This window comes from Solilutibacter silvestris (assembly GCF_050574925.1).
Classification (GTDB): domain Bacteria; phylum Pseudomonadota; class Gammaproteobacteria; order Xanthomonadales; family Xanthomonadaceae; genus Solilutibacter; species Solilutibacter silvestris_A.
In genome coordinates this window covers 741,197-757,187 of the sequence record NZ_JBCMOO010000002.1, presented here as the reverse complement: position 1 = coordinate 757,187, position 15,991 = coordinate 741,197, and the positions used below count along the sequence as shown (strand labels likewise).

Here is a 15,991-nt window from a genome sequence, read left to right as displayed (position 1 = left end):
CATGGCGTCGCCCCGCGGCCCGCTACAATTCCGCCGTACCCGCAGGAATCTGGGCATGGCGCTCCGCATCGCACTCGCGCAATTCGATTTTCCGGTCGGCGATGTCGCCGGCAACGCGCAACGCATCACCAGGATGATCGCCGAGGCGCGCGACCTCCATCGCGCCGACGTCGTGATGTTCCCGGAACTGGCGATCTCCGGTTATCCGCCGGAAGACCTGCTGTACCGGCCTTCGTTCCTGCGCGACTGCGAACTGGCTCTTGAGTCGGTGGCGCAGTCGGTCGAGGGCATCGTCGCCGTCGTGGGGTGGCCGCAATCGGCCGGCGCGGTGGTCTATAACGCGGCCAGCGTGTTGCGGGATGGTCGCGTCGAACGCACCTATCGCAAGCGCGAATTGCCCAACTACGCGGTGTTCGACGAGCGCCGCTATTTCGACGTCGATCCCGATCGCGACGATTGCGTGTTCGAGGTCGAGGGCGTGCCTGTGGGATTGGTGATCTGCGAGGACCTGTGGTTCCCGGAACCGATCGCTTCGACGGTCAAGGCGGGTGCGCAGCTGGTGCTGGTGCCCAATGCGTCGCCGTTCGAACGCGACAAGGCGGCGCAGCGCGATGCCCTGATGGCCGAGCGCAGTCGCGACAACGGCGTCGGCATCGCCTACCTCAACGTGGTGGGTGGCCAGGATGCGCTGGTGTTCGATGGCGCTTCGGTGCTGGCAGATGGCGATGGCACCGTGCATCCGGCGGCGCAGGCCTTCGCGGAGCATTGGCTGGTAACGGATTACGACGCCGCGACGCGCAAGTTCAGCCAGGTGCAATGGCCGGCCGAAACCGACGAGAGTCGCGAGAGCCTGGCGTGGCGGGCGATCGTCCGCGGTATCCGCGATTACTGTGGCAAGAACGGCTTCAAGACCGCATGGCTGGGGTTGTCGGGCGGCATCGATTCGTCGCTGGTGCTGGCGCTTGCGGTCGATGCGCTGGGCGCGGACAACGTCACCGCGGTGCGGATGCCGTCGCGCTACACCGCCGGGCTTTCCAACGATCTCGCGCAGCAGCAGTGCGACGTGCTCGGCGTGCGCCTGTTGGCGTTGCCGATCGAGCAGCCGTTCAAGGCCTATCTCGATACCTTGCACGAAGCGTTCACCGGCAAGGCGGTCGACGTCACCGAGGAGAACCTGCAATCGCGCATCCGTGGCGCGCTGATGATGGCGATGAGCAACAAGTTCGGCGGACTGCTGCTGACCACGGGCAACAAGAGCGAGTACGCGGTCGGTTACGCCACCATCTACGGCGACATGTGCGGCGGCTACGCGCCGATCAAGGATCTCTACAAGACCGAGATCTTCGCGCTGTCGCATTGGCGCAATGCCGCGACCGCGCGCGAGGAAATCCCGGTGGCGGTGATCGAGCGCCCGCCCAGCGCGGAATTGCGCGAGAACCAGAAGGATCAGGACTCGTTGCCGCCCTACGACGTGCTCGATGCGATCCTGCTGCGTTTCGTCGACCAGGAACAATCGCGCGACGAGATCGTCGCCGCCGGCTTCGATGCCGCGCTGGTCGACAAGGTGGTGCGGCTGGTGCGCATCAGCGAGTGGAAGCGCCACCAGGCCGCGCCGGGGCCGAAGGTGTCGCGGCGCGCGTTCGGCAAGGAACGCCGTTACCCGATCAGCAACGGGTACCGCGGATAGCACCAACAAAAACGGGACCCGCGGGTCCCGTTTTTTCATGCATCCATTCCTGTTCGATCAGTGGCGACCGATGGCCTCGTCGCCGCCGCGCGCAAACGGGTTCAGGCGGTGGAAGATCGACGGATTCTTCGGCCAGCCACCCTTGAGCCAGGGATGGTTGGGATCGTTCTGGGCCAGCACGCGCTTGGCGTCATCCGCCAGCGTCTGGTTGCCAAGGCGCGTGTAGGCTTCCGCCAGCACGGCGACGGCATCGTTCTGGTATTCGCTCTGCGGGTAGGTTTCCAGCAGGTACTTGGCGCGGTCGGCGGCACCGACCCAGGCGTCGCGACGCAGGTAATAGACCGCGGTGCCGAGTTCGAAGCGGGCGAACTGTTCGCGCAGGTAGATCATGCGCTGGCGCGAGTCGCCGGCGTAGCGGCTGTTGGGGAAGCGTTCGACGATCAGGCCGAAGTCGTTGTACGCCTGCATCGGCGCGGCGAGGTCGCGCTGGCTCATGTCGAGGTCGAACACGTGCTGCAGGAACACCGCGTTGCGCGACTGGTTGGCCAGGCCGCGCAGGTAATACATGTACGGCACGTTGCGGTTGGTCGGGTAGGTGCGCAGGAAGCGGTCGATCGAGGAGATCGCGTCGTCGTTGTTGTTCGACTTGTATTGCGCGTAGGCCATTTCCATCAGCGCCTGTTCGGCGTACGGGCCGTATGGGTACTGCGCGATGAGGCGCTTGAAGTCCTCTTCGGCATTGCCGTAGCTGCCGCTCATGATCTGGTCATGCGCCTTCTCGTAGATCGTCGCGACGGGCTGGCCCTCGACATCCTTGCCCTTCTTGGATTTGCCGAACGATTTGCAGCCGGTCATGGCCACGGTGATGGCCAGCAGGAGCACGATGGCCGGGGAGATGGAGCGCAGGCGTGGGGTCATGGATCGCGGGCAGGACGCCGGGAAAGCGGAACCGCGATAATACCCCAGCCGATCCGGCGGCCCTGCTGTCCGGATGAACGCCACCCGACTCATCTGGCCTGCCGTGACCGATTCCGCACCGAACCCCGATTCCGAAACCCTCGTCGCCAGCGTCCCCAACGCGATGGCCGGCAAACGCCTGGACGCCACCCTGGCCGAGCTGTTCCCCCAGTATTCGCGGGCGCGGCTGACCGCCTGGCTCAAGTCCGGCGAGGTCAGCGTGGACGGCGTGCGCGACCTGCGTCCGCGCGACATCCTGCGCGGTGGCGAGGTGGTCGCGCTGGCCGTGGTGCAGGAGACCCAGACCCACGCCGAGCCTCAGGACATCCCGCTGGCCATCCTCCATGAGGACGCCGACTTGTTCGTGATCGACAAGCCGGCCGGCCTGGTGGTGCATCCGGGCGCCGGCAATCCCGACGGCACCCTGGTCAACGCGCTGCTGTACCGCGATCCGTCATTGGCGGCGCTGCCGCGCGCGGGCGTGGTCCATCGCCTCGACAAGGACACCTCGGGGGTGATGGTGGTGGCGCGGACCTTGCCGGCGCAGACCAAGCTGGTGGAGATGCTGGCGGCGCGCGACGTCCACCGCCAATACCTCGCCGTGGTGGTCGGGGCATTGGTCTCGGGCGGAACCGCGAACGCGGCGATCGATCGCCACCCGCGCGATCGCCTGCGCATGGCCGTGCGCGAGGATGGCCGCGACGCGGTGACGCACTTCCGCCTGCGCGAACGTTTCCGCGCGCATACCGCGCTGGAGTGCCGGCTCGAGACCGGACGGACGCACCAGATCCGCGTCCACATGCAGCACCTCAAGCACCCCATCCTCGGCGATCCGCTGTACGGCGGATCGTTGCGCCTGCCCAAGGGCGCGAGCGAGGAACTGGCCACGACGCTGCGCGGCTTCAAGCGCCAGGCCCTGCACGCGGAAGTGCTGGAATTCGCGCATCCGACGACCGGCGAGATGGTGCGCTGTCAGGCCGACGTGCCGGCCGACATGCGCGGCCTGATGCAGGCGCTGCGCGACGATGCGCGCGCCCACGAAGAAGCGAACAGCGGCCGCCGATGAGCGCTTGGCTCGATGCCGATTGGCCGGCGCCGCCGCGCGTCCGCGCGCTGACGACGACGCGCCACGGACTCGGCGTCTCACAGCCGCCGTTCGATCATCTCAATCTCGGCTTGCGCAATGGCGACGCCATCGAATCGGCGTTGGAGAATCGGCGCCTGCTGGAACGTGCGCTGGAGCTGCCGTCATCGCCTCGCTGGTTGCGCCAGGTGCACGGACTTGATGTGGTGCGCTTCGATGACGCAGCTGTCGATGCAGCCGTTGCCGATTCGGAGCGGCAGGCTGATGCTTCGGTGACGTCGACACCCGGCGTCGTGCTCGCCATCCTCACCGCCGATTGCCTGCCGATGGTGGTGGCTGCGCGCGATGGCAGCGAAGTCGCGGCGGCGCATGCCGGCTGGAAAGGACTTGCCGGCGGCGTGCTGGAAGCGACCGTTGCATCGATGCAGGCGGCCCCCGGCGATTGCGTCGCCTGGTTGGGGCCGGCGGCGGGACCGCAGGTCTACGAGATCGGCGAGGAAGTGCGTGACGCGTTCCTCGCCCATGATCGCCGCGCCGACCGTCGTGTCGAATCGGCCTTCGTGGCGACGCGCCCCGGGCACTGGCTGGTCGATCTCTACGCGCTCGCGCGCCAGCGCCTGGCCGATGCCGGGGTGAACGAGGTGCATGGCGGCAGCCACTGCACCATCAGTGAATCGCAGACATTTTTCTCGCATCGCCGCAGCACATCTGATGGGAGCCGCAACAGCGGACGCATGGCGACGCTCGCATGGATCGAACCTTGAGCATCACCTTGTTCCAGCGCCTGCTTGGCGCCGAGTTCTTCCACCTCGCGCCGGCCATCAAGACATTGCATGGCCGGCGCGGCGAATTCCGCTATGCCGGGATCGCCAGCGTCCGTCGCGGTCGCGGCCTGCCCAAGGCATTGCTGGCACGCATCGCGCGCTTGCCGCCAGCAATGGAGGACGCGCCGATCGCAATCCGCTTCAATGCGAGCCCGGAAAGCGAATCGTGGCAGCGCCGTTTCGGCAGCGCATCGATGCAGACACGATTGCAGGCCCGCGATGGCCTGCTGAAGGAACGCCTGGGGCCCTGCACGTTCGCGTATCGCCTGGTGCGCGTCGACAAGGAGCTGGCGTGGACGGTGGAGCGCGCGCGGGTGCTTGGCATCGTCCCGTTGCCGGCAAAACTGTTCGATGGCGTGCGTTGCCGCGAATCGCAGGATGATGCAGGTCGCTACTGCTTCTTCGTCGAGGCGAGGCTGCCGGTGCTCGGCCTGCTGATCCGCTACGAGGGCTGGCTGGAGCCGGACGATGGCGCAGGGACAGCCGCGGTCAGCGCGGCATCAGGCCGAATTGCTTGAGCCAGGGATCGAGTTGGCCGCTCCACCAGGCGTAGTAACCGGCGCCGGCGATCACGGCGATGATGATGAGCCACACCAGCCAGCCCATGCCGCGTTGCTTGTTTGCCGACGGCCGGTGATACGGCTGACGGTCGGCACGGGGATCGGCGGCGAATCCCGCGGATGAGTTGATTGCCGGCGAGGCGAACGCGGCGGCCATCTCTTCGGCGCGGCTCGGCGGCGTTTTCGGGACCGAATTCGGCGAACGCAGCGACGACGATTGCGGTGCGATCGTCGGGATGATCGGTGTCGGCATTTCCATCACCGAGGATTCGACCGTTTCGACGACAGGTTCGTCGGCGGCGGTGGATTCGTATGCGCGCGTCGGCGCGACGTTCCCGGGCAATCGTCCATTCGGGGTGAGTTCGCCGACGATGCGCGGCAGCACGCCGGCAATGGCGGCGGACAACGTGGCGCGGCTGGTGCCGAGACGGGTGCTCCAGTCGTTGAGCAGGCCCTGGCCGAACACGGTGCCGACGTCACCGGCGTTCAATGCACGGCCATTGCGCGGGTTGCCGAGCCATGACGTGACCATGTCGCCGTGGCCCTGTTCGCGGAATCCTTCGACGAAGCCGCCGAAGCCGCCGCGTCGATCATTGAAAATGTAGCCGACCAGCAGGCCGAACAACTCTGGACTGCGATCGCCCAATCCATAACGATCGGACAAATCATTGACGACGGCATCGAACATCGGGGCTCTCCGGTTGAGCGGCGCCCCCTGCACCACATGGTTTGAATATGAATGTTATGCGTTGATGCTAACGGTCGTCGTGGATGTGTTCCTAAACGGCGTCGGAACAGAAAGTGAATACGCAGGGATACCAAGGGCTCAACGCGGCGTCTGCGCAAGTCGATGCATCAGGATCGCAGCGCGTTTGGCCTGTCGCTTGATGGAATCGAGATCGGCGGTTTCTCCAGGCGCATGGCTGCCCGATCCCGACACGCCCATGCCGATCAATCCATCGGTGTCCGCAGCGACGAACGAGATGTCGCCGGCGCCGCGCTTGAGCGGATCGAGTTCGGCCATTGCCGGCAGGCCGAGATCGCGGTTCACGTCGTTGAGTTTCGCCAGCAGCGCGCGATTGCCCGCGGTCGGCGCCATCGGCGGGTAGTGCTCCTCGATCTCGATCGTGGCGTCGGTCTTCGGCAGGTGGCGGGCGACGATCGCCTGCATCTTTTCCCGAACCCGCTTGGTCTGCTCGACGCTGAGCGTGCGGAAATCGCCACGCGCGACCGCGACCGGCGGGATGATGTTGTCCTTGCCGCTGGCGCTGACGCGCGACTTGCTGGCATCGAACGCCGCTTCCTGGCCACCGCCGATCAGGCCGACGTTGAAGGTGAGATTGGGTTCCGGAAGTTCGCTGCGGAATGCAGCGATGATCCGCGCGAGCTCGAAGATCGCGCCGTCGCCCTGCGATTCCGAAAAGATCCCCGAACTGTGGCCGGACTTGCCGCTGACGGTGAGCGTCCAGATGTTCGACGAGCGCCGCGCGATCGAACCGATGTCGCGTCCGTCCTGCTGCGAGAGATTCTCGAAGTCGAGCGCGACGTCGGCGCGCTTGCCGGCGGCGATCAGGTCGGCACGCGCGATGTCCAACGGACTGCCGACGTCTTCCTCGTCGCCGGTCAGGACCACTTCGATATCGGCATCGCGCAAGGTGCCGGCGGCCTGCATCGCGCGCAGCGCGGCGAGGATCACCATGTCGCCGCCCTTGTCGTCGCCCACGCCCGGTCCGATGGCGCGTTCGCCCTCGCGCTTGAAGCCCTTGAACGGACTGTCGGCCTCGAACACGGTATCGAGATGGCCGATCAGCAGGATCCGCTTGCCCTTGCCGGAGCCGGCGTGGGTGGCGACCAGGTGGCCGGCACGCTTCGTCTGCGTCATCGGCTTCCATTGCACGCGGAACCCCAATGCCTCGAATTCGGGTTTGAGCATTCGCGCGATCGCTTCCACGCCGGCCAGGTTGTAGGTACCGCTGTTCTGTTCGACCAGCCGTGCGAGCATGGCGATGTCGTTCTCGTAGCCGGCGTCGACCGCTGCCGAGATTTTCCGTTCCTGCGGGGAGAGTCCATCCGCTGCCCACGCGGGACCGGCCAACAACAGGCAGGAAATCGCGGCGCAGGCGAGGCGGGTGATCGATGGCATGTCGGCGTGCTCCGGCGGAGATGAGTCGACGATAACTCAGGCGCCGCACAGGCACGCAGTCGTGCCTTGAGAACGCGGGCAAAAGCCACATTTCAGGCGTATTGTTGGCCGTCACGCAGGCGGCCCTTCCAAGGATCTTCCATGCGCATGGACAAACTCACCTCGCGGTTCCAGCAGGCGCTCAGCGATGCGCAATCGCTGGCGATCGGCCGCGACAATTCCATCATCGAACCCGCCCACCTGCTGCTGGCATTGCTCGAGCAGCAGGGCGGCGGCACCCGCCCGTTGCTGGCGCAGGCTGGCGTCAACGTGCCGGTGCTGCGCGAGCGGCTGGTCGAATCGCTCGACAAGCTGCCCAAGGTCAGCGGCCAGGCCGGCAACATCAGCGTCGGCAACGATCTGGCGCGCCTGCTCAATGTCACCGACAAACTGGCGCAGCAACGCGGCGACGCCTTCATCGCCAGCGAATTGTTCCTGCTGGCGCTGATCGACGACAACAGTGACGCCGGTCGCGCGCTCAAGGCGGCGGGCGGCAATCGTGCGGCGCTCGAGGCCGCGATCGACAAGATGCGGGGAGGAGAAAAAGTGCAGGACGAGAACGCCGAAGAACAGCGCCAGGCGCTGGAGAAATACACCATCGACCTCACTGCGCGCGCCGAGAAGGGCAAGATGGACCCGGTGGTCGGCCGCGACGAGGAAATCCGCCGCTGCATCCAGGTGTTGCAGCGTCGCACCAAGAACAACCCGGTGCTGATCGGCGAACCCGGCGTCGGCAAGACCGCGATCGTCGAAGGGCTGGCGCAACGCATCATCAACAACGAAGTGCCGGAAGGGCTGCGCGGCAAGCGCCTGCTCTCGCTCGACATGGGCGCGTTGATCGCCGGCGCCAAGTTCCGCGGCGAATTCGAGGAGCGCCTCAAGGCGGTGTTGAACGATCTCGCCAAGAACGAAGGCCAGATCATTCTCTTCATCGACGAAATCCACACCATGGTCGGCGCCGGCAAGGCCGATGGCGCGATGGATGCCGGCAACATGCTGAAGCCGGCGCTGGCGCGTGGCGAACTGCATTGCATCGGCGCGACCACGCTCGACGAATACCGCAAGTACATCGAGAAGGATGCGGCGCTGGAACGCCGTTTCCAGAAGGTGTACGTGGGTGAACCCAGCGTCGAGGACACCATCGCCATCCTGCGCGGGTTGAAGGAGAAGTACGCGGTCCACCACGGCGTCGAGATCACCGATCCGGCGATCGTCGCCGCCGCCACGCTGTCGAACCGTTACATCGCCGATCGCCAGCTGCCCGACAAGGCCATCGACCTGATGGACGAGGCGGCATCGCGCATCCGCATGGAGATCGACTCCAAACCGGAAGAACTCGATCGCAAGGAACGCCGCCTGATCCAGCTCAAGATCCAGCGCGAGGCCTTGAAGAAGGAGAAGGACGACGCCTCGAAGAAGCGCCTCGCCGATCTCGAGGACGAGATCTCGAAGCTCGAGCGCGAGTACAACGACCTCGAGGAAATCTGGAAGTCCGAGAAGGCCACGTTGCAGGGCGCGACCAAGATCAAGGAAAAGATCGAGGAAGCCAAGCTGCACCTGGAGACCGCGCAGCGCGCGCAGGATTTCGCGCGCATGAGCGAGATCCAGTACGGCGAATTGCCGCAGCTGGAAAAGGAGCTGCACGCGGCGCAGGAACGCGAGGCCGACAAGAGCGGCTTCAAGTTGTTGCAGGACAAGGTCACTGCCGAGGAAATCGCCGAAGTGGTGTCGCGCTGGACCGGCATTCCGGTCAGCAAGATGCTGGAAGGCGAGCGCGACAAGCTGCTGAAGATGGAACAGCACCTCGGTACGCGCGTCGTGGGCCAGGAAGAGGCGATCAAGGTGGTGTCGGATGCAGTGCGGCGTTCGCGCGCGGGATTGTCCGATCCCAATCGCCCGAGTGGTTCCTTCCTGTTCCTCGGCCCGACCGGTGTCGGCAAGACCGAACTGACCAAGGCGCTCGCGGATTTCCTGTTCGATTCGGGCGATGCCATGGTGCGCATCGACATGAGCGAATTCATGGAGAAGCACAGCGTCTCACGCTTGATCGGCGCGCCTCCCGGCTATGTCGGTTACGAGGAAGGCGGCTACCTGACCGAGGCCGTGCGTCGTCGCCCCTATAGCGTGGTGCTGCTCGACGAAGTCGAGAAGGCGCATCCGGACGTGTTCAACATCCTGCTGCAGGTGCTGGACGATGGCCGCCTCACCGATGGCCAGGGTCGCACGGTCGATTTCCGCAACACCGTGATCGTGATGACCTCGAACCTCGGTTCGCACCAGATCCAGGAGATTGCCGGTGATGATTCACCGGAGGCCTACCTGCAGATGAAGGCCGCCGTCATGGGCGTGGTGCAGGCGCACTTCCGTCCCGAGTTCATCAACCGCCTCGACGACATCGTGGTGTTCCACCCGTTGACCAAGGCCCAGATCAAGCAGATCGCCGCGATCCAGCTCAAGGGCCTGGAGAAGCGCCTGGCCGAGCGCGGCATCGGCATCGAGCTCAGCGACAAGGCATTCGAACTGCTGGGCAACGTCGGCTTCGATCCGGTCTACGGCGCGCGCCCCCTCAAGCGCGCGATCCAGCAGCAGATCGAGAACCCGCTCGCCAGCGAGATCCTGCAAGGGCACTTCGGCAACGGCGACGTGGTGAAGGTCGATGCGCAGGGCGGCAAGCTGGTGTTCGTGAAGTGATCGCACAAAAAACAACGGGCCCTCGCGGCCCGTTGTCGTTGTTGCGGAAGTCAGCCGGCAATCACCAGCTAAAGCCGACCTTGCCGTACACGTAGCGACCGCTGAAGCCGAAGGGCGACAGGCTGCTGTACGGGAACTGGCCGCTGGTCGAGTTGACGAAAGCGTTCTCGTCCGGATAGGTGTTGAACAGGTTGTCGGCACCGACCGTGAACTTCCAGCCGCCCAGCTTGTAGCTGACCGCCGCATCGGCGATCCACTTCGCGCTGTAGGTCTGGTCGATCGTGGTCGTCGGCGGCACCACGCGCGAGGTCACGCTGCCATAGCGGGTGCCCGACAGCGAGGCCTCCCAGTTGCGCGCTTTCCACAAACCGGACAGCGTGATCTTGTTGCGCGGGAAGCCTTCCTCGATGCGGCCGATTTCCGTGCGATCGATGCGCTGCAGGTTCAGGCCGGCCGACTGCAGCACTGCCGGATTCGGCGCGATATGCGTGATCTTGGTGCTGCTGTAGTTGTAACCGGCGGTCAGGTCGAGCGTGCTGCCGCCGTCCAGGCGCCAGCGATAGCTGCTCACCAGGTCGACGCCGCGGCTGCGGGTATCGACCGCATTGGTGAAGTAGCGGCCGCCGGTCACGCCGAAGATGCCCTGCGATTGAAGCAACGCGATCACGCCATTGCCGGTGAGGTTGGAGGACAGCACGATGCGATCCTTCACGTTCACCTGGTAGGCGTCCACGGTCACGAACAGGCCATGCAACGGTTGCGCCACCACGCCGAGGCTGGCCGACTTCGATGTTTCAGGTTTCAGCGGTTCGGCGCCGAAAGCCTTGGCGGTCGCGCTGCTGGCCGGGAAGGTGCGGATTTCGAACGGATTCGGATTGCCTGCCAGGAAGTTGGTGCTGACGGTCTGGAAATACTGCTGTGCCAGCGACGGTGCGCGGAATCCGGTCGAGACGGTGCCGCGCAAGGCGAAGTTCGGAGTGAAGGCGTAGCGCGCCGAGAGCTTGCCCGAGGTCTTGCTGCCGAAGTCGCTGAAGTGCTCGTAACGCACCGCCGCGTCCGCGCTGAACTTGCTGGTGATGTCGGTTTCGGCATCGGCGTACACGGCGTAGCTGCGGCGGTGGTAATGGCCGGACACCGACGGCGCGAAACCGCCGAAGCCCTGCGCACCTGGCCTGTTCGGGTTGATCGCGGCGTAGGAGAGGTATTCGCCCGGCGACTGGTTCCACTTGTCGTAGCGCGATTCGGCGCCGAAGGCGACGCTCAGCGGCGATGCGGCGCCGATGTTGAACTGCTTGCGCAGGTCGAGGTTCACGACGTTCTGGGTGGTTTCCAGCGCGCCGTCGTAGAACTGGGTGGGCGAAGCCGTGCCAAGGCCGACGTTGAGGGTATGGCGGGTATAGAAATCGAGGTGGTTGTAACCGTAGTTGTAGCTCAGGTCCCAATCCCAGTCGTTGCCGAGGGTGCCGCGTGCGCCCAGCACAGCCGAGTTGTCCTTGGAGATGTTGTTGATCTCCGGCACGTAGCCGAGCGGATAGACCGCGGGAACGTTGTTGGCGCTGCCCGGTGCGCGGAAGAACGCGTAGGACGTGATGTTGCGGTTGCTCGCCGTGCCCCAGCCGTACAGCTCGATCTTGTCGTTGATCTTGAAGCTGCTGTTCACGGAGATTGCGTGGGCGCGAACCGAAGGCTCGCCGAAGATGAAGGCCGTCTGGCCGACCGCCGCCTGCGCGGGCGACGGCGCGCCCTGGTACGGGCCTGCGCGATTGGTGTGTTCCTGCCGGTTCACTTGTGCGGACAGATGGACGGAGCCGCGTTCTCCCGCGAACTTGAAGCCGGCGTCACCGGCGACTTCGACACGTTCGCCATCGCCTTCGGCGGTCTTGCCCTGCGAATAGGACAGGCTGCCGCCGTGATCGGCGCCCTTCAGGATCACGTTGACGACGCCGGCGATGGCGTCGGAACCGTATTGCGCCGACGCACCGTCACGCAGCACTTCGACATGGTCGATGGCCGACATCGGAATGGTGTTGAGATCGACCGGCGCCGAGCCGCGACCCACCGAACCGTTGATGTTCAGCAGCGAGGAGGTGTGACGGCGCTTGCCGTTGACCAGCACCAGCACCTGGTCGGGCGCGAGGCCGCGCAGCTGCGCCGGGCGGATCGCGCTGGTGCCATCGGTCAGGGCCGGGCGGGGGAAATTGAGCGACGGCAGCACGCGCGACAATGCGGTCGCGAGCTCCGAGGTGCCGGTGGCCTTCAGCGTTTCCGCCGAGACGATGTCGATCGGCGACTGCGAGGTCACGACGGTGCGGGTGCTGGTACGGGTGCCGGTGACCACGACCTTGTCGAGATCACTCTTGTCGGCCTGGGCTGCCGGCGCGGCCGGGGCAGCGGTCTGGGCGAAGGCGGCCAGCGGACTGGCAAGGCTGGCGGCAATGGCCACGGAAAGCAGGGAAAGACGGGTCATGGGTGACCTCCTTGTTTGAGTTAACGCAGAATTAACATTGATGTTGCAGTGCGTCAATTGCATCTGCAGGCATGACGTTATTCCTTTTTAACGCATTTTCAACGAATCGCGTAAACGGTTTCACACGAATCAATCGTGGACTGCGTCATCCACGCTCCAGTAGCGCAGGTCCGCGGGCGGCAGGTCCGGCAGGCGGGCACGGTCCAGCAGGTCGACGATGCGCTGGCGCGGGCGGGCGATCCGCAGCCCGATGCCGCGGTTGGACAACCAGGTGGCGAAATTGCCGAGCACTTCCACCGAGGTGCCGTCGAGGTCGGAGGAGGCTTCCAGGCTCACCACCACGGTGTGGATGCCGTGAGCCTCGAGGACGCGGGTGTGGGCGACATCGAACATCGCCGCGGCATTGCCGAAGAACAGCGGTTCCTCGGGACGCAGCACCAACCAGCCGGGAACGGCGCGGGCATCGGGATGCTGGTCGATGCGGACGAAATCGTGGCTGCCGGGCAGGCGCCCGAGCACGCTCAGGCGCGGCGTCGAGACCTGGTGCAGCCACAGCACGATGCTGAGCACGACGGCGATCAGCAGGCCGTTGAGGATGCCGAACACCAGCACCGCGATCGCCGCGGCGATCAGCAACAGGCGATCGCGCCGCCACAGGAAATAGGGCCGGAACGCCGAAGGCGCCCAGGCGCCGGAGACGGCATGGATGACGATCGCCGCCAACACCGGCAGCGGGATGCGCGCGATCAGCGGCGCACAGACGATGACGAGGATCGCGCTGGCGAGGGCCGCGAAGAGTCCGGCACGGCGTGACTGCGCACCGGCATCGTCATTGGCGCTGGTGGCGGTGAAGCCGGCGCCGACCGGCAGTCCGCGCAACGCGCCCGACGCAACGTTGGCGACGGCGAGTGCGAACAGGTCGCGATTGCGCTGCACCGGATCGCCGTGGCGCATCGCCGCTGCGGTGATCGCGCTGTAGGACTCGGCGTAGAGCACCAGCACCAATGCGGCGCCGAGTTGCAGCGTGCCCAGCCATTCGCCTGCAGGCGGCAACGCAGGCGCGGCGAATGTCGGCAGCAGCGTCGACGGGCCGACCGATGCGACGCCATGCGCGGACAACCATGGCGACAACGCGATGCCGACCGCGGCGACGACGAATGCGCCCGGCAGTTTGCGCAGGCGTGCGAATGCGAACAGCAATGCGAGTGCCGCGATGCCGGTGGCGAGGCTCGGCCACGCCCAGCGCGAATATCCCTGCAGCAGTTCCGCGAACATCATCAACGGTTGCGCTTGCGTCGACGGAACCTGCACGAGATGCGCGCATTGCTTGATGGCGATGACACAGGCGAGTCCGGCGGCATAGCCGCGCAGGACCGGTCGCGCGATCAGGTTCGACAATCCGCCCAGCCTGAGCAGTGCCGCGATTGCGAAGCAGATGCCGGTGGCGATCACCAGCGTGGCTGCGAACGCGGTGCGATCGACGGCCGAATGCGCCGCGGCGATATCGGCCGCGAGCAACGCCGCCGCCGATGACGTTCCGGAAACGATGGCGAAGCGGCTCTGGCCGAGCACGCCGTACACCAGCAGGCCGACCAGCAATGCGATGACGCCCGCGCTGGGCGGCAGGCCGGCGATTCCGGAGTAGGCCAGCGCTTCCGGCACCAGCAATGCGGCGACCGACAATCCGGCAATGACGTCGCCGCGCAAGCCGGAAGCAGCGGGCGTCGTGTTCACGCGTGGTGCGGTCCGCTCCAGCCGGGCAGGTAGGACGCATCGGATTGTTGCGCCAGCTCCACCGCGCGCTTGATGTCGGCCTTGGCCGGGCGCGATTTCTTCAGCTTGAACTGCGGCCGGAAGAAATCGGCCCAGAGGAATTCCGAATAGGGCAAGGCATCCTTGGCATAACCGCCATGCGTGCGCACGTAAGCGGACAGCGCGCGATAGGGATCGTCCTGCATCTCGTGCAGGGATTCCGGGATTTCCGAGAAGGCGACGCGATGGCCGTCGCGATCGTAGGGATGGGCCCAGCGGAAATATTCCATCGTCCGCCAGAACACCGATCCTTCCAGCATCGAGAAGTCGCGCTGGATCATCGCCGTTGCAGTGGTGATGCCGTCGAGCAGCATCGCCAAACCAAGATGGTGGTGGTCGACGATGTAGATCTGTCGATCCGGGCCGAGCACGCCGGGGAAGACGTGCGAACCGATCATCTCCTGGCGCTTGTTGCGTCCGAGTTTCTGCCACTCGCGGCGCTTGTCGTCCACTTCGGCCATGCCGACGGAAATCTGGGTGGGACGCGCCGCGCGCAGGTCGAGCGTGGCGATGGTGGGGTGGAACGGTTTCGATTTCTTCGGCATCGCGAAGTCCTCAGGAATGGTACGGGCGCTCGCGCATCCACTTGGTGGCGATCCACTTCTCGCCCGCGGTCACCGGCGCGCCGCCGTGGAAGGACATGGTGTCGCTGCGGCCTTCGCGATCGGTATAGGCGAAATAGACCGCGTTGCCGGTTTGCGGCACCACTTCGATGTCGCCATTGGGGAAGGTGGTCTGGCCGCCGCCCTCGACATCGTTGAGATACATCACCAGCGTCGCGACGCGCTGGCCGAACTTGAGGTGCATGGCTTCGCCGGGCGAGGCGAAATCGAAATAGTCGTAATGCGCCTGGTATTCGGCGCCGACCGTGTAGCGCATCACCTGCAGGCCTTCGCCGTGCGGCACCGGGATGCCGGTCAGCGCCTCGATGCGCTTGTCGATGCGATCGATCAGCGGCGTTTCGGCCAGACGCAGCATCACCAGTTCGCTCGTGCGACGCTCGTCCACCAGGTCACCGCCATCGACGCTGTTGACCACGGTGGCGCGGCTGATGCGGCCGCGCGCGTATTCGATCAGTTCGTGGCATTCGTCTGCGGTGAGGAAGTTCGCCAGCGCCAGCACGTAGGGACGGCCGGAGCGCGCAACGATCTGGATGTCGCCATGATCGGCGGGGACGCGATTGCGCGCTTCCGCCATCGGGATCGGATGCGCGGGCGTGAATTCCTCGGCCCAGGTGGCGGCGGGCTTGGCGTTTTCGGCGGCCTTGGCCTGCTTGGCGATGATTTCGTCGAGCTTTGCCGGCGTGTCGAAGGCGAGCGCGCAGGCTTGTTCGGTGGTCTTGGCGTCGTAGCCGGTGCCGAGCATCGAGGCCATCACCATCTCGCGCGAGGTGCCGTCGTCGAGGCGATCGCGCAGCCAGCGGGCGAGGTCGATATGCAGTTGCAGGCTCATGGGTCCGGAGTGTGCAGCGTTGCCAGCGCCCAGTGTAGCCGGCGGCGATCGGGTAGACTGTGCGGGCCTCGGTGACCGCGCGAGCGGTTGAAACGGGAATCCGGTGAAATTCCGGAGCTGCCCCCGCAACGGTAGGCGAGCAGAACCCTCAAGGGTTCAGGACAGGCGAATGCCACTGTGCTTCGAGCATGGGAAGGCGCCGTTCCGCAACGCTCGCGAGCCCGGAGACCGGCCGAAGCATTCCCGGACATGCGGTGGGCATGGTGGCGGTGATC

General features: G+C 65.6%; 12 protein-coding genes and 1 riboswitch. Of the genes, 5 read left to right on the top strand and 7 right to left on the bottom strand.

From position 1 onward, the window contains the following. Positions 1-55: 55 nt before the first annotated feature. On the top strand, positions 56-1,687 hold the full coding sequence (locus ABE093_RS04025) for an NAD+ synthase (protein ID WP_430759553.1): 1,632 nt from the start codon (positions 56-58) through the stop codon (positions 1,685-1,687). Positions 1,688-1,744: 57 nt separating this feature from the next. Here the strand turns inward: ABE093_RS04025 and ABE093_RS04020 are convergent, their stop codons facing one another. Beyond that, positions 1,745-2,605, bottom strand: a complete 861-nt coding sequence (locus tag ABE093_RS04020) for an outer membrane protein assembly factor BamD (protein ID WP_430759552.1) — start codon at positions 2,603-2,605, stop codon at positions 1,745-1,747. Positions 2,606-2,768: 163 nt separating this feature from the next. Here ABE093_RS04020 and rluD point away from each other — a divergent pair, with 163 nt between their 5' ends. From rluD to ABE093_RS04005, 3 genes are read left to right on the top strand one after another with little or no spacing between them, the layout of a single operon-like run. Then, the gene (gene rluD, locus ABE093_RS04015) at positions 2,769-3,710 is read left to right on the top strand and encodes a 23S rRNA pseudouridine(1911/1915/1917) synthase RluD (protein ID WP_430760080.1); all 942 of its coding nucleotides are present in this window, start codon (positions 2,769-2,771) and stop codon (positions 3,708-3,710) included. Beyond that, the gene (pgeF, locus tag ABE093_RS04010) at positions 3,707-4,492 is read left to right on the top strand and encodes a peptidoglycan editing factor PgeF (protein ID WP_430759551.1); all 786 of its coding nucleotides are present in this window, start codon (positions 3,707-3,709) and stop codon (positions 4,490-4,492) included. Before rluD ends, pgeF begins: the two co-directional genes overlap by 4 nt. Further along, complete coding sequence (locus ABE093_RS04005) at positions 4,477-5,070, top strand: DUF4166 domain-containing protein (RefSeq protein WP_430759550.1); 594 nt, start codon at positions 4,477-4,479, stop codon at positions 5,068-5,070. The genes pgeF and ABE093_RS04005 overlap by 16 nt, the downstream gene beginning before the upstream one ends. Here ABE093_RS04005 and ABE093_RS04000 read toward each other — a convergent pair. Next, on the bottom strand, positions 5,042-5,800 hold the full coding sequence (locus ABE093_RS04000; RefSeq protein ID WP_430759549.1) for a YidB family protein: 759 nt from the start codon (positions 5,798-5,800) through the stop codon (positions 5,042-5,044). The genes ABE093_RS04005 and ABE093_RS04000 overlap by 29 nt on opposite strands. Positions 5,801-5,938: 138 nt before the next feature. Then, entirely contained in the window at positions 5,939-7,255 is a 1,317-nt protein-coding gene (locus ABE093_RS03995; RefSeq protein ID WP_430759548.1) for a M20/M25/M40 family metallo-hydrolase, read from the bottom strand. Between the two features lie 141 nt (positions 7,256-7,396). Here ABE093_RS03995 and clpB point away from each other — a divergent pair, with 141 nt between their 5' ends. After that, a complete protein-coding gene (clpB, locus tag ABE093_RS03990; protein ID WP_430759547.1) occupies positions 7,397-9,985 on the top strand; it encodes an ATP-dependent chaperone ClpB in 2,589 nt (862 codons plus the stop codon). Between the two features lie 61 nt (positions 9,986-10,046). Here clpB and ABE093_RS03985 read toward each other — a convergent pair whose 3' ends face one another. From ABE093_RS03985 to ABE093_RS03970, 4 genes are all read right to left on the bottom strand, one after another. Then, the gene (locus tag ABE093_RS03985; protein ID WP_430759546.1) at positions 10,047-12,452 is read right to left on the bottom strand and encodes a TonB-dependent receptor plug domain-containing protein; all 2,406 of its coding nucleotides are present in this window, start codon (positions 12,450-12,452) and stop codon (positions 10,047-10,049) included. A gap of 129 nt (positions 12,453-12,581) precedes the next feature. Further along, entirely contained in the window at positions 12,582-14,186 is a 1,605-nt protein-coding gene (locus tag ABE093_RS03980; protein WP_430759545.1) for a SulP family inorganic anion transporter, read from the bottom strand. Further along, a complete protein-coding gene (locus tag ABE093_RS03975) occupies positions 14,183-14,809 on the bottom strand; it encodes a ParB-like protein (RefSeq protein WP_430759544.1) in 627 nt (208 codons plus the stop codon). Before ABE093_RS03975 ends, ABE093_RS03980 begins: the two co-directional genes overlap by 4 nt. A 10-nt stretch (positions 14,810-14,819) precedes the next feature. After that, positions 14,820-15,716 carry a 2OG-Fe(II) oxygenase gene (locus ABE093_RS03970; RefSeq protein WP_430759543.1) on the bottom strand — a complete coding sequence of 299 codons (897 nt, stop codon included), beginning with the start codon at positions 15,714-15,716 and terminating at the stop codon, positions 14,820-14,822. A 52-nt stretch (positions 15,717-15,768) separates the two neighbouring features. After that, a riboswitch (cobalamin riboswitch) is annotated at positions 15,769-15,967 on the top strand. Positions 15,968-15,991: the final 24 nt, after the last annotated feature.